We start from the raw sequence: 20,126 nt of genomic DNA, 5'->3' as shown, positions 1-20,126 counted from the left end.
ACCGGCCGGAACGAAAGGAAGTAAGTCAGGGCAAAGAGGGTGATCAGGCGGCAGGCAATGCAGCCAGTGCTTCTGTCACGCTGGCAGCCATGGTTGTGGTGCTGCGGCCGATCAGCTGGCTCAGTGTATGGCTGTCATCGAATAAACCGCCTTTGGACGCACCTTCGTCAGAATCTGCCAGCAATGCGGCGAAACCGGCTGGGAGGCCGAAGGATTCCAGTGCAGCCTGATATGCAGCCGTCGGCATATTCTGAAATTGCACAGGTTTGCCGGATTGCGCTGCGATTTCGGCAGCCAGTTCACTGAGGCTGTAGCTGGTGTCGCCAGCCAGTTCCAGCACTTTCCCGCCAGCGTTTGCATCCTGTAAAACTGCTGCCGCCGCTGCTGCATAATCCGCTCGGCTGGCAGAACTGATGCGGCCTTCGCCGGACGCGCCGAGTACAGCGCCGTACTGCAAGACCACCGGCAGGCTGCCCAGATAGTTTTCGGTGTACCAGCCATTGCGCAGAATGGCGTGCGCAATGCCGCTGTCGCGCAGGATTTGCTCAGTAGCGACATGTTCCTGCGCCAGTGCCAGTGGTGAACGGTCGGCATGCAGCAGACTGGTGTAAGCGATCAGTTGCACACCTGCTGCTTTGGCAGCCTGAATCACATTGCGGTGTTGCGCTTCGCGCTGGCCGATTTCACTGGAAGAAATTAACAGCAAGCGCTGCACGCCTTGCAAGGCTGCCTGCATGGCGGCGCTGTCATTGTAGTCAGCCTGACGTACCTGCACGCCTTGTACTGCCAGATCCGCAACACTGGACGGCTTACGGACAATCGCGATTAACTGCGATGCCGGAACGGTTTTGAGTAACTGAGCTATCACGAGACGGCCGAGCTGGCCGGAAGCACCGGTAATTGCAAACATGTTTTTTCCTTTAACGAAACTGGTGAAGACAGGCAGATTCTGCTACCGTTCCTGATGTTCAGCCAGCCAGCGACAGGCAAGGGTGAATTTCTTAAAAGGAAATGATGATGGATCAGCTCAAAAGTATGCGCCTGTTTTGTGCAGTGGTGGAAAAGGGCAGTCTGGCCGCCGCTGCGGAAGTGCTGGAGATGTCCACGCCGATGGCGACCAAGTATCTGAACGCGCTGGAAACCCGGCTGGGAACGCGCCTGATTCAGCGCACCAGTCGCCAGCGGCGGCTTACGCCTTCCGGTGAAAACTACTATCTGCAATGCAAACAGGCGCTGGGGCTGATTGATCAGGCGGAAGCGGATCTGATTGAAAGCACAGAGCTGCCGCGCGGCAAACTGAAAGTCAGCGCCCCGACATGGCTGATACATCCGGGTTTTGGCGGACTGGTGGCAGCATACCGTCAGCAGTGTCCGGATGTGACGCTGGATTTACGGCTGGATGAAAAACTGGTCGATCTGGTCGCAGAAGGTTTTGATATTGCACTGCGTGCTACCCAGCAACCCGCGCCGCAACTGGTGGCACGTCCTTTGTGCACCGTGCATTTTGCCGCAGTTGCTTCACCGAAAAGTCTGGCGATGCATCCCGTCAACACGCCGGAAGATTTGTTGCAGGCACCGGCAGTTGCGCCCGCAGAAGTCGATTTGTCATCGATGTGGCTGATGCATAAAGATGGTCAGCAGCGGCCTTTGCATGTCAGCGCCGGTTTGCTGACCGACAGTGCAGCAATGGCGAAATGGTGCGCAATGGCGGATGCGGGAACCGCTTTTCTGCCCTTGTCCATGGTGGCGGAAGAGCTGGAAGACGGCCGCCTGCAACGTGTACTGCCCGACTGGCAGATTCGTCCTGTTACGCTGTTTGCGGTGTACACCAGCCGCCGCCAGATGTCGCCGCGCCTACGCTGCTTCATTGATTTGCTGGTGGAGCGTTTGCCGGAATTGCCGGGATTTACGCGCCAATAAGCCATTTTCAGATACAAAATCTTGCCTGATCTGCTGTGCCGGATAATGTGTGACGGCAAAGATAACAGCGCATTGCAACAAAATTCTGCTTGACGAACAGCGCCGGAATTTTTAGGATATTCCAAAAATGACCGACGGTCATTTATTTTTGATCGGTAACTGACCAATGGTCATTTAAAGGAATTTCATGGAAAAAGTAAGCGGAAAATGGGCGCTGGTAACCGGTGCCTCCAGCGGTTTCGGACAGGATTTCGCCAGTTTGCTGGCAGAGCGCGGATATGATCTGGTGCTGGTGGCACGTCGGGCAGCGCCGATGGAAGTACTGGCAACGGAATTGCGCAGCCAGCACCGTGTGCAGGTCAGCGTCATCGCACAGGATCTGGCGAGTGCCGCAGGTGCTGATGCACTGATTGCAACGCTGGCAGCACAGAATATTCAGATTCATACGCTGATCAATAACGCCGGTTTTGGTGTGTTCGGCGAATTTACTGAACAGCCATACGAAAAAACCGAAGAAATGCTGCAACTGAATATGATGTCGCTGACCCGCCTGACTTATGGTTTTGCACGCCAGATGCAGCAACGCGGCGAAGGGCAGATACTGCTGGTGGCCAGTATCGGCGGGTATCAGGCAACGCCGTTTTACGCAGCGTACGCCGCATCCAAAGCCTATGTGCTGTTGCTGGGTGAAGCGCTGAACGTGGAAATGGCAAAATACGGCGTGAAGGTCAGCGTGTTATCACCGGGCATTACGGCAACCGGTTTTCTGGATGTGTCTGGTCAGAAAGCCACACTGTACCAGCGTTTAATGATGATGCAATCGCGTCCGGTAGCGGAGATTGGCCTGCGCGCAATGTTTGCCGGTAAGCCAAGCGTGATTCCCGGCATCATGAACAAGCTGACGATTTTTTCGAATCGTTTTGCACCGCGCTGGTTACAGGCGAAAATTGCTGCGTCGCTGATGAAAAACTGACTTCTGGTGCGTGTCAGTTTTTCGTTAAACCTGAACCGGTTTTCTGTAAGGATTCTGCTTATGAATAAACATCTTTTAATTCTCGGCGCTACCGGACTGGTCGGGCAGCAATTATTGCAGCAAGCCTTGCAGGATACGTCAGTCAGCCGCGTCACGGCACCTACCCGCAAACCGCTGCCACCGCATCCTAAGCTCGACAATCCAATCGTGGATTTTGCGGCACTGCCGGAACATGCGGACTGGTGGAAAGCCGATGCTGTGTTGTGCGCTTTCGGTACCACAATCCGGCAGGCCGGTAGTCAGGCAGACTTCACTCGCATCGACCATGATTATGTGATTCAAGCCGCGCAGCTGGCGCTGAAAGCCGGTTGCCAGTGCATGGTGTATAACTCCTCACTCGGCGCAAACCCTAATGCTGCTTCGTTTTATCTGCGCTCCAAAGGTCAGACCGAAGCAGCATTGCAGGCACTCGGATTTGCATCGCTGAACATTGTGCGCCCTTCATTGCTGGGCGGACAGCGCACTGAGCACCGCCCCGGCGAAGCAATCGCATTGCGGGTATTCAGCTGGCTGGCACCGCTGATTCCGCGCAAATACCGCATCGTACCCGCCAGCCGCGTTGCGCAGTGCATGCACCGCATGGCAGTGGAATCCGGCGCTGGTGTTCACATTCTGGAATCTGCAGCCATTCTCGCAGACGCGGTCTTGGAGTATTAATTTTATGACATATATGTTATAAATAGTTATTTAACAATTTGATTTCGACGATTGTGAGAAATTAGGATTTGACATATGAATTTGATATCTGCTGAAATGCATAAGTCGGCTTATGCGACATCGCCTCATCCAGTTTTAGCAATTGATGGAACACCGATTGAACTTTGGATAAAATGTATAGCTGAAAATGCCTCATGCGAAGACGATACATTTGGATTAGTTCCCGCTCAAGGCTGGTTATTGGATGAAAATGAGCTAAATTCAGCTTGGAAACTGTTGATTCCGCATAAAGAAAACTCTTCAACATTCGTACCGCTTCTAATTTGTCCCGATGATGTAGATTTGGCTTGTACGGTTATCGTGGTTGAGCAAGTAGTTGAAAAAGACAAAGTTATTTGGGCTCGTTTTGGGTTTGCTGTGGAAGTCATCAATGGAATAGTTACCTCAGTTCAGTGGAGTAAGAATGAGCAAAAAGCAGAGTTTGATAAATCTGAATTTATATCAGCATGTTCAGAGTTAAAACGATTGACTGAAAACGAGTGGGTTTAAATCGCTTAACAAGGCATTGCAGTACCTTGTCGCTTTACGCCGCTGTGACCAGCTCCCCAAATTTGTACGCAACTAATTTAGAGTCCGCGGATAAAAACTGTCCACAAGTTGGTTCGTTCGGATGTACTTATACTTTTAGCCCGCCGTGAAACTGAACGTCAGATCCACCATATCTCTCGACGCCGAAGAAAAAAACGCGCAGAAATGACGATACCCACGGAACATGATTTTTATCAGTTCAGTTTCTTACCTGTGCACAGGTAAGGCTACAATAGCCGTCTTGTGTTTTGAATCCTGTTATGAAAACCCGTGCCCTCAGTCATCACGATAAACAAGCCAAACGCAGCCTGATACTGGATGCGGCCCGTGCCTTATTTTTGCTGAACGACCGGCAATTGCCGTCTGTGATCAGCATTGCGCAGCAGGCGGGGTTGGCAAAGGGGACGGTGTATCTGTATTTTCAGACCAAGGAAGAAATTTTTCTGTCGCTGCTGGAACAGGAATTTCACGGCTTGCTGCAAACGTTGCGGGAGCAGCTTGGGGTGGTGGCAGATGGTATGGCGGACGGCGATATGTCTGCAGATCAGCGAACTACGCTGGCGGGGCAGCTGATTGCCGGTATTCTGGCGTATCTGGATGCGCATCCGGCGTTTCTGCGGCTGGACGCGATGACCTACAGCGTGCTGGAACAAAATCTCAGTGAAGCATTCCTGCGTGATTTCAAAATCGGCTTAACCCTTGCGCTGAACAACACCGGAAGTGCACTGGATAAAGCGCTGCAGTTACCGGCCGGGCGTGGCACCAGTTTGCTGTTGCGCAGCCATGCGCTGATCCGGGGTTTGTGGCAATCGCTGGATTATCCGGAGCATTTGCGCAAATTGCTGGAAGCGCCGGAATTTGCCGCGATCCGGCCGGATTTCCGTACCGAACTGCAACAGGCGCTGGACGAGTACTGGCGCGGTGCGCTGGCCTGAGGCGGCGAACGCGCCGCTGCCGGTCAGAATGTTCACTCTGATTGTGCAGAAATCTGCATTTGATGATTCTGGAGACCCGGACTTTCTGCCGACAAGCGGGGAATCGCTGTGCTGAACCCCGCATTTCGGGCAATTTCAGGTAATTTCAGGCGGTATTGCCGCAGTCCGGCCGCTTCAGTCCCTGTTCTCCACCGGTCCGTAGCCGTGCAGCATGTCCGCCAGTGCCTGCTGATCCTCTGATCCGGCCTGACGCAGACCTTGCACCAGCGAGTCATGATTCTGGCGTGTCTTATCCTGACTGACTTTCCATTTGCCATCCAGCGTGTGGACATCGAGTTCGATACCGACAATCGCGGCGCAAAGTTTATCGAGATAGTCCGCTGGCGCATCATCGACGCTCCACGGGTGGAACTGGCTGCTTTCATGCTGATCAGTGAGCTGCCGCAGAATAGCCAGCAGGGCCGTCGGTTCGCTCACAGTGCGCAGCGTGCAGCGTGCATGAACCACCGCATAATTCCAGGTCGGCACTACGCGCGGGTCTTCGGCTTTGCTGGCGTACCAGTTTGGCGTGATATAGGCTTGCGGCCCCTGAAAAATCACCAGTACCTTTTGCCCGTCTGCATGTTTCCAGAGCGGATTCGCACGCGCCACGTGGCCGATCAGCCTGCCATTGCCGTTTTCTGTGGCGATGTATTGCAACGGTATGTGATCGGCGCAAGGTTCGCCATCCTGACTGGTAACGATGGTGGCCAGCGGAAATTGCTGCATTAACGCAGCCAGAACTTCGGGGCGGTTTTCCTGAAAACGGGTCGGGTTGTACATGGGCGGGTTGTTATCAGTTCAGGGTTAAAACGCTGATAGTGCAGGAATTTTCAGCAAACGATGCATGACAATCGGTCAGGCAAACTTGCGATATCTGTATCGGAAAACCGCGCCGCTTTACAGCAAATGCACCCCGAAACGCCGCATGATCAGTGCAAACCCGGCAAACAGGGCAATCGTCAGCAAGGCCGATAAAATCAGCGCAGGCCAGAAACCAAGTCGTGAGAGCAGGGCCGGGAACACCAGAAACATTGGCAGCGTCGGCAGCACGTACCAGAAGGTGTACCACGCATGCGAAGCGATTTTTTCCTGTGGCTGTTGCTCGATATGCAGCCAGATCAGCGTCAGGAGGGTGACGAAAGGCAGCGCCGCGATCAGGCCGCCCAGTTTATCGCTGCGTTTGGCAAGTTCTGAAATCGCTACCACCAGGCCTGCGGTTACCAGATATTTTGTGATTAACCAGCTCATATTGTTTCCCTCGTGAAGCGCGAAATTATAGAGGCTAGCTGCGGTATGCAGATGTCAGTCTGTATCCGGTTACGGTTTCGGGGAAAAAACTGACGCTTCATGTCAGAAAAATAGTTCGAAAGAACTATATGGTCTAGCCAGCCAGAGCAATTGTGCGTTGTCTGCCGCTGGCAGAGAATGGACATTATGCCTGCTATTCCTTCCATTGCTGAGCGTCAAGAACAAAGCCCCGTGCTGCGGGACCGCTTCGGGCGCGATATCCGCTATCTGCGTATCTCGGTCACGGATAAATGTGATCTGCGCTGCAATTACTGCATGCCTAAAGGTTTCCGGGACTTTACTGAGCCGGCGGCATGGCTGACGTATCCGGAAATTCTGCGGCTGACCCGCATTTTTGCCGCACTGGGTACGCGTCGCGTGCGCATTACCGGCGGCGAACCGCTGACCCGCAAAGGCTTACCGCAACTGATCGCCGGTATCCGTGCGATCGAGAGAGTGGAAGATATTTCTCTGTCCACCAACGGTACGCTGCTGGCACCGGTGGCCGCCGAATTGCAGGCAGCCGGACTGAATCGCTTAAACGTCAGTCTGGATAGCTTAGACCGTGCCTGCTGGGCCGGTATTACCGGTGCGGACAAGCTGCCACATGTGCTGGCAGGGCTGGAAGCAGCGCGTGCTGCAGGGCTGGGGCCGGTAAAGGTCAATATGGTGCTGCTGAAGGGCGTGAATGAGCATGAAATTCCGGCCGTCGTGCGCTATTGCTTTGAGCATGGCTATATTTTGCGGCTGATCGAAGAAATGCCGATGGGGCAAACCGGCAGCGTACGCGGGATGGCTACGCTGGAAACGATACGACAGCAACTGGTCAGCGAATTCGGCCTGATTCCTGTCACCAGAGAGCTGGGCGGTGGCCCGGCGCGTTACTGGGAAACGCCGGATGGCCACAATTCACTGGGCTTTATCACTCCGATGAGTCAGCATTTCTGCGCCAGTTGCAACCGCGTGCGTCTTGCTTCCGATGGCCGTCTGTATCTGTGTCTGGGGCAAGAGCACAGCGTTGATCTGCGTGCGCCGCTGCGCGATGGCTGCAGCGATGCGGAGCTGACTGCGATTATCCGTCAGGCGATAGAGCTGAAACCGGAAAAACACGAATTTCGTGAGCAACCACAGCAGATTATCCGTTTTATGTCGCATACTGGCGGCTGATCATTCTGACACTGAACATTCCGCCATTTATGGAAAATCTGCTGCTCCCTTTACGCCAGCGCCTGACCTTCCGGATTCTCGCATCCACGCTGATTGGCCTGATGCTGACACTGTCGGCGGTTGGCTATACCTTGCTGCTGTCATGGCAGCTGGAAGGCGGCGCAGCAGCTATTAATGAGGCCGGTACGATGCGTATGCGCTCGTACAAACTGCTATCGCAAATCAGCCTGAATGCAGCGCCCCAAGCGCTGCAGGATGAACTGAATGAATTCCGCCAGACCTTCATGCTGCTGCACAAAGGTGATCCGCAGCGCCCGCTGTTTTTACCGGCCTCTCCTGCAATTCAACAACAGTTAAATGATGTGGAAAAACGCTGGCAGCAGGAAATTCAGCGTTACACCGAAGCTGTACTGAACGCGCAGGATATGCCGCAGCGTCAGGCGGCTTTATCCGTATTGCGGGATCACATTCCCTTGTTTGTCGGGAATATCAATCAGCTGGTATCTGCGGTCGAAACTGAACTGGCTGAGAAAACGACCTGGCTGCGCCTGTGTCAGACCGCGCTGATTTTTATGTCGCTGGCGGCCAGTGTGGCAGTGCTGTATTTGCTGTTCCTCTGGATCATTTCGCCGGTCAACCGCTTGCAGCAGGGTATTGCGCTGATGACACAGAATCATCTGGATGCCAGAGTGGAAGTGGACAGCGAAGATGAATTCGGTGAGCTGGCAAAGGCCTTTAATCAGATGGCCGATAAAATTCAGACGGCTCAGCGCACACTGGAAGACAAGGTAGCTGAAAAAACGGCGAAATTGCGTTCGCAGAATCATGAAATGTCTACCCTGTATGAAATCGGCGGATTTCTGGCGGGCCCTCACACCATTGAAGAACTGAGCAGGGGATTTCTGGCACGTATCATGCAGCGCACCGGTGCAGACGGCGGTACAGTAAGAATACTGGATGGCGACAGCGACAATCTGCATCTGACTGTGCATGAAGGTATTTCAGAAGACATTACAGATAAAGAGCACTGCATGAAAGTGCATTCCTGTTTTTGTGGTGAGGCTACCCGCAAAGGCGTGATTGTGATTCAGGATTTGCAGGCGCTGAGCACGCCGAAAACCTATTTGTGTAAAGAAGAAGGCTTTCACGGTCTGGCGGTATTCCAGATCACCGCGATGGATAAAGTGATCGGCAGTTTTTCTCTGCATTTTCGTGATACGCGTTTGCTGACAGCGGAAGAGCGCCGTTTGCTGGAAACGCTGGGCCGCAATCTTGGCACGGCCATTGAGAATCAGCGCCTGATTGCGAAAGAGCTTGAATACGCGGTATCGCAGGAACGCAATCTGATGGCGCAGGGTTTGCACGACAGTATTGCGCAGGGGTTGAACTTCCTGAATCTGCAGGTACAAATGCTGGAAGATTCGCAAAAGCGCGGACAATTCACGGAAGTCGAAGATATCATTCCGCTGTTGCGCGCCGGTGTGCAGGAGAGTTACGAAGATGTGCGCGAATTGCTGCTGAATTTCCGTACCCGCTTGCAGGAATCGGATTTTGAAGCAGAGGTGCAGAATGTGCTGAAACGCTTTGAACGTCAGACTGGTGTGCATGCCAGTCTGGATGTGAGTGGGCAAGGCGCACCGCTGGGGCCGGAACAGCAATTGCAGGTTTTATTTATTTTGCAGGAAGCGCTGTCGAATATCCGCAAGCATGCGCAGGCAGATCAGGTAGTGGTCAGCATTCTGAACGAGCGTGATTTCAGCCTGCGGGTGGAAGATAACGGACGCGGCTTCAGTGCAGCGGAACTCGCCGAAAAAGGCGATTCCCATGTGGGATTACGCATTATGCAGGAACGCGCCGCGCAGATGTCGGCGACTCTGGATATTCAGAGCGCCAGTGGTGAAGGCACACGCGTGATACTGAATCTGACGCGCCACGAACGGCGTGTCGCCTGATATTCAGACAGAAACTCAGGCAAAAGAAGGAATGACGATGACGATCAAGATTTTACTGGTGGATGACCATACGCTGTTTCGCACCGGCATCCGCTTACTATTGCAGCGACAAACGGATTTTGAAATCGTTGGTGAAGCGTCGGATGGTGCAGAGGGCGTCAAACGTGCGCGTCAGTTGCAACCGGATGTGGTGCTGATGGATCTGAACATGCCCGGTTTGTCTGGCTTGGAAGCCATGCGCCTGATTGTCGCCGATATGCCATCGACGGCGGTGCTGATGCTGACTGTATCCGAAGAAGCAGAGCATCTGGGTGAGGCTTTACGTACCGGTGCTAAAGGTTATCTGATCAAAAATATTGAAGCTGATTATCTGGTGAATGCTGTGCGACGTGCCGCTGCCGGTGAGCCGGTGGTTTCTGAAAGCATGACGGCTAAACTGGTAATGCAGTTACAGCATCAGCACAATAGTCCGGCAGCGTCAGAAAAAGAGAAACTGACCCCGCGTGAACGTGAAACGGTGGCTTGTCTGGCGCAGGGACTGAGCAATAAAGAAATTGCGCGCCAGCTGGATGTGGCCGAGAGCACCGTCAAAATTCATGTTCAGAATATTCTGAAGAAACTCAATTTGTCCAGCCGTGTCCAGATCGCAGTGTATGCGGTGGAGAACGGGCTGGATAGATCCTGATAAAAGACAAGATTTAAATATTTAAGTTTTTTTGGAAAAGCCGGATTGTTCTTCCGGCTTTTTGTATTGAAAAAATCCAGATTTTACTTTTTCACATTATTCTTTGCATGCTACCGGCCGATATTTTCCGGGAACGCTACCACCAGAGCAACTCCACGTGTTACCGCCATCAGCTGTTGACATTTCGACAGTGCTAGCATTTGCTTGCCCAGATGTCATTGTCGCTGTTAATGTGCCGCTTGGGAAGTTACCAGTCAAAGTATCACTTATTGTCGCGTACTTTCCCACCAGAGTCGCTGTTAATTCATCCGCAGCCGGTGTGCCTGTAGAAGGAACTAACTTTGAAGGCCACGCATTTTTCTGATATCCGTATTCAGAAAGTGGTCCTTTGAGACCGCCCATTAATTCAACTGCTTCAGAAACTTGCGCACGGGTTGTGTAGTCGTTATATGCAGGTAAAGCTACAGCCGCCAAAATTCCAATAATCGCCACAACAATCATCAGTTCAATTAATGTAAAGCCACGCTGAATCGAATTTACTTTTAACATTTTACGATTTCCTTAGTTAATTAATTAAACAAAAGTTACATTCTGACACATTGTTGTGCAGCATTCAATAATATAAGTTTGTTTTTTGGTAAACATGGTGTTTTTTAAATTTACATGTAAATCAAGTTTTGGGGAGGAAATTTAGTTTGCTTAATTCTCCTTGAAGATGACTTTCTTTTGTAAAAATAACAAATTTTTAACTATGTTAATTAGTTCTCTTGACGTATAGTCAGTCCGGCGCTGTTTACTTAGACTGTGTGCAGACAGGAGGGAGCACATGGACTTTGATACCGTTACCGGCGTACTGCAGAATCAGCGCCTGTTTAAAGATGTCAGTACCAGTGAGCTGCGTTGTATTGCGCCGGAACTGATACGGACAGAACTCCGGCGTGGCGAGCATTTACGCAAAACGTATGAACTGAACGACGCGATTGATCTGGTGGTGTTCGGACTGATACAGCTGGTTTTACCCTCTGATCAGGGCGCACACCGGATTATGGAACTGATACGACCCGGGCAAAGTCTGGGCGAAGTCATGTGGATGCGCAGCAAGCCTCTGCCGTTTTGCGCTGTCGCCGCTGAACCTACGCTGATTTATCGCTTACCGGCAAGTACCGTCAGCTGGCTGATGCGTACTTCACTGACGTTTAACCGCAATCTGGCGGAAGGTCTGGCCGACCGGATGGCGGGTCTGATGCACAATATAGAACGTCTGAGCATGCAAAATGCGACCCAGCGCGTGGCCGACTATTTGCTGCAGTCCGCTGAAATGCAGGGATCAGACCGCTTCCGTCTGGAATTAAAAAAACACTTAACAGCGTCGTTTCTGGATATTTCCGCAGAGACACTATCGCGGGTTTTTCACCATCTGATGCGTGACCGCATGATACAGGTCAATGGTTCAGAAATTGCGATTCTCAGCAAGGAAGGCCTGGCACGCCTGCTGCAACCTGCACCCATGCAAAACACCATGCGCGCCTGAAACGGAACACTATGCAATTACTTCGTATTGCCCCGCACCGATTGTATTTTTTCAGCGGCATGCTGGCGATTCTCGTCATGTTTGGCTGGTGGGGGTACCGTTTACCAGCTTTGTCTGCAGGTGGATTGCAAACGCACGCGATGCTGATGCCGCTGGGTTTCTTTCCCTTATTTATTCTTGGATTTACCTTTACCGCAGGGCCGAAGTGGCTGGCGATGCCGGATGAAAAACGAGGCTTTGTGCTGGCAGGTGCCAGCTATCTGACCGGTGTGGCCGCGCAGATTTTTTCAGATATCAGCGGGTTGTCCTGGACAGGGCTGGCTGGCAGCGTACTGATGCTACTGGCCTGGCTGGGTGTGACATTACGCTGGGCGGGAATCTGTGGCAGCAGTGCGGTCAAAGACCGCTGGCATGGCTGGGTATTATTATTTGGCATGATGCATGGCGCCGTTGCAATGTTCACTCTGATGCTGGTTCGGGCAGGGCTGTCGCAATACGCAGTACCGACAACGGCACTGGCAGTGTTCGGTTTCTTATTGCCAGTGTTTCTAAATGTCTGTCACCGTATGCTGCCATTCTTCAGTCAGAATGTGGTGCAGCCTTATCAGATGTGGAAGCCCTACTGGCTACTCGCAACATGGGTGGTTTGCTGTGAGCTGATTGTCATTGGTCAGGGATTTGCATTACCTGTCATGACAGCCATAGGCGCGGCGGGCTTATGTCTGAGCAGCATGACTGCACTGTATCGCTGGCAAAGTTATCGCTGCCTGAATAACCGCTTGCTAGCGATGCTGCATTACGCGTTTGTATGGTTACCTGTATCAGCGGCATTGTTGCTGGCGCAGGCATCAGGTCTGCATACCGGTAGCGCTGCAGTGCACGGATTTGCACTCGGGCTGATGGGAACGATGCTGATTGGTTTCGTCAGCCGTGTTTCTTTCGGACACAGCGGACGCCCTTTGCAGGCACCAGACTGGTTATGGCTGGTTTACTGGGCAGCACACTTCGCAGCAGCATTGCGCGTACTGGCATCGTTACTGCATCAGGCTGTGCTGATGCAGGTATCGCTGACCATCTGGATTATCGCCTTACTGGTTTGGGGAGCGAAATTGTTACCTGTATATCTGCAACCGAGAGCGGATGGAAAAGCCGGCTGACGATCTGGTCGCAGAAAGCTGAACAGATCGTTAAATACACCGATGCCGGTCGTGTCATTGCGCTGATTTGTTTTCTTGTATATACGATTTGGATACATGGTGCCTGCATGGTATCGTTCTGCATCTTATGGAAAGGTGAAGATGATGCAGCGTTTCATGCCGCCCGTGGCAACCGTAATTTCAGTGTGTTTGCTTTTATTCTCCGCAACTACAGGAGCAGACACTGGTGAACCGGTGAAAAAAACGCAGACGCTGACTGATACAGTGCCGCCTTTGCCGGTGTATTCTCAACCACCACAACGTCGCCTTCCGGTACCGGAACCCGACAATGTACCAGCATCCGCTTCAGCGGCTTCTTCAGCATCAGAAAAACAGACTGATCAAAACCGGCATGACGCAACCCGCGAAGCCTTCCGTCAGCGGCTGGAAAAAGGGCGGTCAAACCGTACCGAGGGCGGTATCGAAGAACAGCGCATTTACGAAACCGATGGCCGTCCGGTATCGCAGGTCAAAACCCCTTACGGTACTTACTGCGTTCGCCATCGCAAACCCGGTGAACCGGATCATCTGAAACCGCCTTCTGTTCCGGGTAAGTGCCCGTAAGTACCTTGCTTATGTTGCGCAGGTCCCTCTCGCGTTGATGTGGTATACGGACTCCGTTGTTGTGCAGAAAGCCGCATTTATAGTTTTCGGAGAGCCGGACTTTCTGCCGACGAGCGCGATTTCGCTGTGCTGAAATCAGCATTTGAGCTATTTTTGCCGCTTTTCACCCCTCCGGATCTCCCCTGATTTTGTATTTCGGATGCACTGCCTTAGACTTGCCGTAGTGCGGGCTTATCCGCTGAATTTGCGACGGGAGCGGTAGACGATGAAATATTTGCTGATGAGTCTGGTATCAATTCCGGTGCTGGTATCCGGCCGTGCAGTGCTTGCTCAGGAAATGCAGGGAACCACGGCTCCCGCTATCGTCTCTGCGACAGTAACAGGCAAAAAGAATTTCCCGGATGGTTCCGAATATACCGGTGAACTGCAAAACGGAAAGCGCCACGGTAAAGGCGTTGCTGTCTGGCCGGACGGACTGCGCTATGAAGGCGAATGGCAGGACGATAAGCGGCACGGGCACGGTAAGTCGAGTAACAAAGGTGAATCCTATACCGGAGAGTACCGCAATGATCTTAAGGACGGCGTTGGCCGGTATGTATGGGCGACCGGATCAACATACGAAGGTGAATTTCGCAATGGTGCACCGCATGGTTTTGGGGTGATTCGCAATATCAGGGGGCTTCGTTACGAAGGCGCAATGGCGAACGGTAAAGAGAATGGTTTTGGCTGGACAGAAGTGAATGCCGACAATGCCATTACGCTCGACATCGCAAAGGTTTTATTCGGTGTTCCTACCGGGGCCTACGAGCGCATTTCGCTGGACGTCGGGGATACCTACACCAGTGAGTACCGCAACGGTCTGTTCTTCGGGGCGGGCTGGTTTGTACAGAAAAATGGCAAACGACAACAGACACAGCGTCTCGAAAACGGAACACTGAAACTGAGTGGTGACAGCACCGAGCCAACTGAACTGACTACCAATGTCGCAAAAGCCCGGCAGGCTGCGCAGGATGCGCAGCGACGTGCGACAGAACAAGTCGCAAAGGTGCAAAGTATTCTTCAGCAAATGCAGCCTGCAGGTAACGGCAGCAATATGCAGGCGACGCTGGTACCTCCGGTTCCGGTAAATCCAAGACTGGCATACACCGCGACGGCACAGACTCCGCAAACGAATCCGCCGGAATCTCGTACCGCTAGTCAGGGCAGTGAGGGAAGCATCAGCAATCCGGGGGCCACCGGATCGTCAGCATCTCCGGCCGCAAATCAGGCTGATACCCTGACGGCGGTGATAACCTCAACTGTAGCGAGTACGCCGTTTGATGCGAGTCCGGGTAAGCCGGTAACGGTGAATACAATCCCAAACGCAACGGCAACCAGTCCCGGAAAGCCACTGCGCTATCCCGACGGAAGCAGTTATACCGGTGGCTTGCTGAATGGTAAGCGTCACGGCAGCGGCATCATGCTTTGGCGGGATGGCGACAGCTACAGCGGAGAATTTCAGCATGATCAGAAACAGGGCGTCGGGCGCTATGGATTTGCCGATGGCAGTTTCCTGCTGGGTCAGTGGCAGAAAAATCAGTTCAGCGGCCTGGGTTTGGCGGTTTTCAAAGACGGAACGCGCTATGAAGGTGAGTGGCTGAACGGCGAAAAACACGGTTACGGGCGAATTACGCTGGCCAGTGGTAAAACTTACACCGGAGAATTTCGGAAAGATAAGCTGGAGGGCTGGGGACGCGCGGTGCAGCCTGACGGCAGCCGGACTGATGCGAAGTGGACAAAAGATGCACCTGACGGTGTCGCTGTGTTTGTCTGGCCAAATGGCGCAATTGATGATCAGGTATTGCGTGCAGGCTTTATCCGCAGTGAAGTACGGCGTCAGCCCGGCGCGTTACCTGCTAAACCGGTGCAGGCCTTGAGCGAGCAGGTTGAGAAAGCGGTGCAGGCCGCTTTGACGGCAAGCAATCGTGCAACTGAGCAAGCCAATAACGCACAGGCAATCGCGCAATCGGTTAATCCTGCGATACCGCCGGTTCCTGTATTCCAAGCTGTTACCCCCGTTATCGTTGCCACACCGAATACTGTCCCTGCGCCTGTGCAGGGCGTAGCAGCGAACGCAGCGGTTGTACAGCCGGTTACTGCACCTGCACCGAAACCCGTAGCGCAAACAGAAATAAACGGAACGAAAGTCTTCGGTGACGAAGTCGGCAAAGCGCAGCAGGGTGTTTATGAAGGTGCGCTGGTGAACGGGGTTCGTCAGGGCTACGGCGTTATGGCTTTCAGTGACGGGCGGCGTTATGAAGGTGAGTGGCGGAATGATCAGTTCAATGGTTACGGTGAGTTAATCCGCGCCAATGGTATTCCTGTCTATGTGGGAGAATGGAAAAACGGTCAGTATCACGGCAAAGGGCGCGCAACTTACGGCCCCAATGGCAACGTGGAATGGCGTGAAGGCGATTGGAATTACGGGCAACCCAGTGGCAGATCAGTCTGGCATCAGCGAATAGACGGCCTGGAAGTGCTGGAAATTTATAACGCTGAAGGCGACCGGATCAGTGAACAGGTTGTGACACCGGCTCAGAGTCAGGGAAATAATTCGTCGATTCTGGCTGCCGCAGCAACGGCGCTTGCACAAATGCGTCAGAAAGCCAGTTTACCGGATATTGTTGCGGCACAGCAGCGCGGAATTGCGATGGCACAGCAGGCTCGGCCACGGCCAGTGATACCTAGTCCGCAACCGGCAAATAACAATTATGTTGCGGCAAATACGGTGCGCGTAGCAATACCGGAAACCAGTACGGTAACGCCAGTAAAACCGGCCAGCTCATCCACCGGCATACCGTATATCAAATTTGCCAGCATTGCACCGGATCACCCGCATAGCGCTTGCGCTGAATTGCTGCGGCCGTTGCAAGCGAGTGCAGCAAAAAACATTACCTATGATTGTCCGCTGGGACCGTGGGGTGAAAAGAGTGATGATGTCAGTGCTGCTTCACAGAACCGGCTATGTGAAATCGCGAAATCACAGGCAATCAGTGAAGCGACGACAGCATCAAAAATGCAGATCGCCAATAAAACACTCAGAGATTTTTCGTTTGTCGGCGCGGTTTGTCAGTGCTCCGGTGATAGCGGAAGCAGTGATGCATCCGGAAATTTTCTGGCACCGGGGTCACGCCGTTATACGTTCTGTCGCGCCGCCGTTGCCCGCAAACGGACGGAGCCCTGAGCACAGACTGGCAAATCTGACGCGCATATTGATTGCTCAACCCAGATTGCAACAAATCCGGATATCGTGACAGTTGCAGCGATATCCGGGATTGTGTTGAAAGCAGATATTGAGTCGCATATCACTGGTTTCAAAGATTGCCGTTCAGTTGCACTCTCTGGTGCTTAGTTTCGCTATAGGCCAACAGTTCAGGCAACATGCAGTACTTTCTGACGCAATGCCCGTATGCTTTGTTTCAGCTCCGGCACACAGGAACCGCAACGTGTGCCGCATTGCAGATGTTGCTGCAGTCCCAGCAGTACAGCCTGTTCAGCTTCTGGTGTCGCGGGTGTTTCCTGTTGTTCCAGATATTGCGTAATCTGCGCTGCACTGACGCCGAGACACTGACAAACCTGCACGCTGCGTTGCACGGCGATTCCGGCCGGCGCTTTGTCCTGTAACAGCAAAGAAACAGGCACAGTGATTTCTTTCGCTTCCTTCAGCCATTGCACTAACCAGTCAGGCAGTGTTTGACTGCCAGTTTGCATCACCGTATGCAATTGCCGGTTTTCCAGACGGATCAGGCGCGTACTGCGCTGTGCGTCCTGATACCGCAAATGGGCATGCTGCTGCAATCCGGCAACTTCGGTCAAGGCTGCAAATAAAACGGGTTCCGCTTGTTGCAGACAGGCATACAAGGCAATGCCGGAAGCTGTGCCGCCGAAAGGAATACATTCCACATAAGGCTGATCGCGCAGGAGCTGGCGACAGGCGCGCTGCATTGCCGGAATCTGATGCGGGTCCGCTCTGCAGATCAATTGCAGGCTGTATGGGAATGACTGTTTTTGCAGGCTGACCGTGCTGAATTTCAGTTCAGGCTGAAAGGACTTCGGATCCAGCGCCGGACTGACCAGATTGTTAACGCCCAGTCCGGTATAACCGTTTGCATTACCCCAGACAAATTCCTCTCCCCAGTGCATAGGCAGCCACAGCATACCGCTGCGTAAGGCTGGATTTGCGCGGATACGCCAGATTTGCTGGCCGCGTGTATTGCGAATACAAACAGTATCGCCATGTTTCAGAAAACGCGCTTCCATATCCTGCGGATGCATTTCCAGCATGGGTTCCGGCTGGTGCGCAAATGCCGCCGGTGTGACGCCGGTACGGCTCATGCCATGCCAGTGATCGCGCAGGCGGCCAGTGCTCAGGACAAATGGCGTTCTGGCATTCACTTTATCCTGTGCAGGCTGGTAAGGCGTACAGATCAGACGCGCCTTGCCGTCCGCATGTGCAAAGCGAAAATCGGTGTACAGGCGTGCCTGACCTGTATGCTGTCCTTCTGGGCAAGGCCATTGTTGCGGTGACTGCTCCAGCAAGCGGTAACTGAGTCCGGTGATATCCAGATCGCGTCCGCGTGTCAGTTCGCGGTGTTCATTCCAGATTTGTTCGGTGTTGTCATAAGCTAAACGCAGTGTCTGTTTGTGCGGAAAATGCTGCGGGAAGCGGGTTTGTATCGCTAATCCGATCTGACTGGCAATCCACCAGTCGGCTCTGGCATTGCCGGGTGGTGCGATGGCAGCGCGTACCCGCGAGATGCGGCGCTCAGAATTCGTGACTGTTCCCTCTTTTTCCCCCCAGCTGGCAGCCGGCAGCAACACATCGGCATAGGCCGCGGTGGCGGTATCGCGGAAGGCTTCCTGCACGATTACCAGTTCGGCCGTTTCCAGCGCAGCTCTGACTTGCGCCTGCGCCGGTAAGGAATGCGCCGGATTCGTGCAGACTATCCACAAAATGCGGATCTTGCTCTTACGTGTGGCTTCAAACATATCGACTGCGGTACTGCCCGCTTGCGCCGGAATTTCGGGAATTCCCCAGAAATTCGCCACTTCTGCACGGTCATCTGCATTGCTCAGATCACGATGCGCACACAGCAAATTCGCCATACTGCCGGTTTCCCGTCCGCCCATCGCATTCGGTTGACCGGTCAGTGAAAAGGGACCTGCGCCGGGACGGCCTATCTGCGCTGTCATCAGGTGCAGATTGATTAAAGCGCTGTTTTTAGCTGTACCGGCACTGGACTGATTCAGGCCCTGACAATACAGTGATAAGCTGGCTGCAGATTGCGCAAACCAGCGTGCCAGCAAATATATGTCATCAGCAGAAACGCCGCACAGCGTTGCAGTTTGTTCCGGTGTGCAGTCGCGCACACTGTCACGCAATGCTTCCAGTCCGCTGGTATGTGCGTCTAACCATGCGGCTTGTGTCCAGCCTTCCCACAGACAGATATGCAGCAGCCCGTTCAGTAAGGCCACATCGCTGCCCGGTTTAATCGCCAGATGTAAGTCGGCATCCTGAGCGCTATCGGTACGGCGCGGATCGACCACCACCAGCTTCATTTCCGGTTTTCTGGCGCGTGCTGCTTCCAGTCTGCGGTACAGCACAGGATGGGCATAGGCAGGATTTGCCCCGATGATCAGCACCAGATCCGCATGATCCAGATCTTCATAGCTGCAGGGTGGGGCATCGCTCCCCAGAGATTGTTTATAGCCGGCAACCGCGCTGGACATACACAGCCGTGAATTACTGTCGATCTGATTAGTGCCGATCAGACCGCGTGCCAGTTTATTGAACAGATAGTAGTCTTCGGTCAGTAACTGGCCGGAAACATAAAAACCAATGCTGTCCGGCCCGTGCTCAGCCACCGTGTTGCTGATACGTTCTGCCACATAAGCGATACTGGAATCCCAGTCGCTGATGGTCAGCGCCTGATCGCGCCGCTGACGCAGCATGGGCTGGTGCAGGCGGCGTTGTGCTTGTATCAGCGGCGTACTGGTCATGTGCAACTGACTGCCCTTGCTGCACAAACGACCGAAATTAGCGGGATGATCCGGATCACCGCGCACGCCGGTAATCTGACCCTGTTCCGCCGTGATAATGACACCACAACCTACGCCGCAATAACAGCAGGTACTCTTCGTTTCTGTGCTGGCTGACATTGTGCAGGTCTCCGTGTGTTCAGATCAGATTTTTCCGAGACACTGCAATTCCGTTTCATCCAGCAACACTTGCTCATGTTCCAGCCGGATCTGAAAGCGGGCGGCGCAACCCTGATCCGGCGCTACGGCTTCACCGGTAGCCAGATCGATATGCCAGTTATGCAAAGGGCAGGCCACTTTGTCACCGATCAGCATGCCCTGCGACAAGGGACCGCCTTTATGCGGGCAACGATCAACCAGTGCAAAAATCTGATTCTCGCCGGTACGGAAAATAGCGACATCCGGCAAGCCCTGACGTTGCAGTATGCGTGCGCCCTGACGCGGAATATCGCTGACCAGACAAACAGGTTTCCATGCAGACATGTGATTTT

General features: G+C 53.3%; 18 protein-coding genes. 12 read left to right on the top strand and 6 right to left on the bottom strand.

The annotated features are described in order from the left end of the window. Window positions 1-43: 43 nt before the first annotated feature. Window positions 44-910, bottom strand: coding sequence for an SDR family oxidoreductase (locus tag IE092_RS06135; RefSeq protein WP_189356147.1), 867 nt, complete (start codon window positions 908-910; stop codon window positions 44-46). Between the two features lie 107 nt (window positions 911-1,017). On the opposite strand from IE092_RS06135, the gene IE092_RS06130 reads away from it, so the two are divergent. The 5 genes from IE092_RS06130 (at window position 1,018) to IE092_RS06110 (ending at window position 5,133) form a co-directional block, all read left to right on the top strand. Next, complete coding sequence (locus IE092_RS06130) at window positions 1,018-1,920, top strand: LysR family transcriptional regulator (protein ID WP_189356146.1); 903 nt, start codon at window positions 1,018-1,020, stop codon at window positions 1,918-1,920. A gap of 187 nt (window positions 1,921-2,107) precedes the next feature. Continuing rightward, window positions 2,108-2,893: an SDR family NAD(P)-dependent oxidoreductase gene (locus tag IE092_RS06125; protein ID WP_189356145.1), complete on the top strand. Its 786-nt coding sequence runs from the start codon at window positions 2,108-2,110 to the stop codon at window positions 2,891-2,893. A 60-nt stretch (window positions 2,894-2,953) separates the two neighbouring features. Then, window positions 2,954-3,610 (top strand): NAD-dependent epimerase/dehydratase family protein, encoded by a 657-nt coding sequence (locus IE092_RS06120; RefSeq protein ID WP_189356144.1) that lies wholly within the window; start codon window positions 2,954-2,956, stop codon window positions 3,608-3,610. Window positions 3,611-3,685: 75 nt separating this feature from the next. After that, window positions 3,686-4,159 carry a hypothetical protein gene (locus tag IE092_RS06115; RefSeq protein WP_189356143.1) on the top strand — a complete coding sequence of 158 codons (474 nt, stop codon included), beginning with the start codon at window positions 3,686-3,688 and terminating at the stop codon, window positions 4,157-4,159. A gap of 299 nt (window positions 4,160-4,458) precedes the next feature. After that, window positions 4,459-5,133 carry a TetR/AcrR family transcriptional regulator gene (locus tag IE092_RS06110; protein ID WP_189356142.1) on the top strand — a complete coding sequence of 225 codons (675 nt, stop codon included), beginning with the start codon at window positions 4,459-4,461 and terminating at the stop codon, window positions 5,131-5,133. A 174-nt stretch (window positions 5,134-5,307) separates the two neighbouring features. Here IE092_RS06110 and IE092_RS06105 read toward each other — a convergent pair whose 3' ends face one another. Both IE092_RS06105 and IE092_RS06100 read right to left on the bottom strand, forming a co-directional pair. Further along, window positions 5,308-5,955 (bottom strand): FMN-binding negative transcriptional regulator, encoded by a 648-nt coding sequence (locus IE092_RS06105; protein WP_189356141.1) that lies wholly within the window; start codon window positions 5,953-5,955, stop codon window positions 5,308-5,310. A gap of 117 nt (window positions 5,956-6,072) precedes the next feature. Then, window positions 6,073-6,423, bottom strand: a complete 351-nt coding sequence (locus IE092_RS06100; protein WP_189356140.1) for a DUF3147 family protein — start codon at window positions 6,421-6,423, stop codon at window positions 6,073-6,075. A gap of 177 nt (window positions 6,424-6,600) precedes the next feature. On the opposite strand from IE092_RS06100, the gene moaA reads away from it, so the two are divergent. The 3 genes from moaA to IE092_RS06085 are packed head-to-tail and all read left to right on the top strand — an operon-like array spanning window position 6,601 to window position 10,266. Next, entirely contained in the window at window positions 6,601-7,629 is a 1,029-nt protein-coding gene (moaA, locus tag IE092_RS06095; RefSeq protein WP_229793061.1) for a GTP 3',8-cyclase MoaA, read from the top strand. A 29-nt stretch (window positions 7,630-7,658) separates the two neighbouring features. Continuing rightward, window positions 7,659-9,581: a type IV pili methyl-accepting chemotaxis transducer N-terminal domain-containing protein gene (locus IE092_RS06090; RefSeq protein ID WP_189356139.1), complete on the top strand. Its 1,923-nt coding sequence runs from the start codon at window positions 7,659-7,661 to the stop codon at window positions 9,579-9,581. 37 nt (window positions 9,582-9,618) lie between these two features. Beyond that, a complete protein-coding gene (locus IE092_RS06085; RefSeq protein ID WP_189356138.1) occupies window positions 9,619-10,266 on the top strand; it encodes a response regulator in 648 nt (215 codons plus the stop codon). A gap of 96 nt (window positions 10,267-10,362) precedes the next feature. On the opposite strand, the gene IE092_RS06080 is transcribed toward IE092_RS06085, so the two are convergent. Beyond that, window positions 10,363-10,815, bottom strand: a complete 453-nt coding sequence (locus IE092_RS06080) for a pilin (protein ID WP_189356137.1) — start codon at window positions 10,813-10,815, stop codon at window positions 10,363-10,365. A 277-nt stretch (window positions 10,816-11,092) separates the two neighbouring features. Between IE092_RS06080 and IE092_RS06075 the strand changes: the two genes are divergently transcribed. The 4 genes from IE092_RS06075 to IE092_RS06060 all read left to right on the top strand — a co-directional run bounded on the left by IE092_RS06075 (window position 11,093) and on the right by IE092_RS06060 (window position 16,780). Then, window positions 11,093-11,797: a Crp/Fnr family transcriptional regulator gene (locus tag IE092_RS06075; protein ID WP_189356136.1), complete on the top strand. Its 705-nt coding sequence runs from the start codon at window positions 11,093-11,095 to the stop codon at window positions 11,795-11,797. An 11-nt stretch (window positions 11,798-11,808) separates the two neighbouring features. Further along, the gene (locus IE092_RS06070; protein ID WP_189356135.1) at window positions 11,809-12,954 is read left to right on the top strand and encodes an NnrS family protein; all 1,146 of its coding nucleotides are present in this window, start codon (window positions 11,809-11,811) and stop codon (window positions 12,952-12,954) included. A gap of 234 nt (window positions 12,955-13,188) precedes the next feature. Continuing rightward, window positions 13,189-13,557, top strand: a complete 369-nt coding sequence (locus IE092_RS06065) for a hypothetical protein (RefSeq protein ID WP_189356134.1) — start codon at window positions 13,189-13,191, stop codon at window positions 13,555-13,557. A gap of 280 nt (window positions 13,558-13,837) precedes the next feature. Further along, window positions 13,838-16,780: an MORN repeat-containing protein gene (locus tag IE092_RS06060; protein ID WP_229793060.1), complete on the top strand. Its 2,943-nt coding sequence runs from the start codon at window positions 13,838-13,840 to the stop codon at window positions 16,778-16,780. 188 nt (window positions 16,781-16,968) lie between these two features. On the opposite strand, the gene IE092_RS06055 is transcribed toward IE092_RS06060, so the two are convergent. After that, window positions 16,969-19,755: a nitrate reductase gene (locus IE092_RS06055; RefSeq protein ID WP_189356132.1), complete on the bottom strand. Its 2,787-nt coding sequence runs from the start codon at window positions 19,753-19,755 to the stop codon at window positions 16,969-16,971. A gap of 24 nt (window positions 19,756-19,779) precedes the next feature. After that, window positions 19,780-20,118: a nitrite reductase small subunit NirD gene (nirD, locus tag IE092_RS06050; RefSeq protein WP_189356131.1), complete on the bottom strand. Its 339-nt coding sequence runs from the start codon at window positions 20,116-20,118 to the stop codon at window positions 19,780-19,782. Window positions 20,119-20,126 lie beyond the last annotated feature (8 nt).

It is taken from the genome of Cognatundibacterium squillarum (genome assembly GCF_014652435.1).
Classification (GTDB): Bacteria; Pseudomonadota; Gammaproteobacteria; order Burkholderiales; family Burkholderiaceae_D; genus Undibacterium; species Undibacterium squillarum.
Note: the sequence above shows the minus strand (reverse complement) of the source record. Positions and strands in the feature narration are given on the sequence as shown.